Origin of the sequence: Thiolapillus sp. (assembly GCF_048562965.1) — a bacterium.
GTDB classification, from domain to species: domain Bacteria; phylum Pseudomonadota; class Gammaproteobacteria; order Chromatiales; family Chromatiaceae; genus Thiolapillus; species Thiolapillus brandeum_A.
The window spans coordinates 1-797 of the sequence record NZ_JBHNMF010001192.1 but is presented as its reverse complement, the minus strand read 5'-3'; the positions used below and the strand labels follow the sequence as shown (position 1 = coordinate 797).

Genomic DNA, 797 nt, shown 5'->3' with positions numbered 1-797 from the left:
GGTCCAGGCCCTGAAACAGCACAAGAAGGGCCTGATGCAGCAGCTCTTCCCCGCCGAGGGCGAAACCACACCCCGCCTGCGCTTTCCTGAGTTTCGGGAGGCGGGGGCGTGGGAGGTGAAGGAGTTAATAAAGTTGGCAGGCAGGGGAACTGAGAGAAATCAAAAGGGAAAGATTAAGCGCGTGCTAACCAACTCAGCAGAGCATGGCGTATTGGATCAACGTGAGTATTTTGACAAAGATATAGCGATTCAGGGTAATTTAGAGAATTATTTTGTTGTTGATCAGGGGGATTTCGTTTACAACCCTAGAATCTCTTCTTTTGCCCCAGTCGGACCTATTTCAAGGAATGATGTTGGAAAAGGCGTAATGTCGCCTCTGTATACTGTTTTTAGCTTCAGACAATCTGACACTGATTTTTTTGCGCATTATTTTAATTCATCTGCTTGGCATTCCTACATGCGCAAAGTTGGTAGTACTGGAGCGCGGCACGACAGAATGGCAATCTCCAATAGCGATTTTTTAGCAATGCCGCTTTCTGTGCCGAATCCGAAGGAACAACAAAAAATCGCCCACTGCCTCTCCTCCCTTGATGAGGTGATCGGGCTGGAGTCGCACAAGCTCGACGCCCTCAAGAACCTCAAGAAAGGCCTGATGCAGCAGCTTTTCCCGCAGGAGGTGGCATAGATGCAACCTTCTGTGCCGAACAGTCTCCTTCGCTCTGATCTGGACGGCAAGGCTCTGTTGCCGCAGGTAACGCAGGCCAGCCATTCTGAGCATCCCGAGGATGATCAATATC

Annotated in this window: 1 protein-coding gene; it reads left to right on the top strand. The window is 50.1% G+C overall.

Annotated elements, in window-relative coordinates; translation table 11 throughout:
- Positions 1–685 (top strand): restriction endonuclease subunit S (locus ACOCD2_RS23240; protein ID WP_305801471.1); only part of this gene is annotated, 685 nt, incomplete at its 5' end.
- Positions 686–797 lie beyond the last annotated feature (112 nt).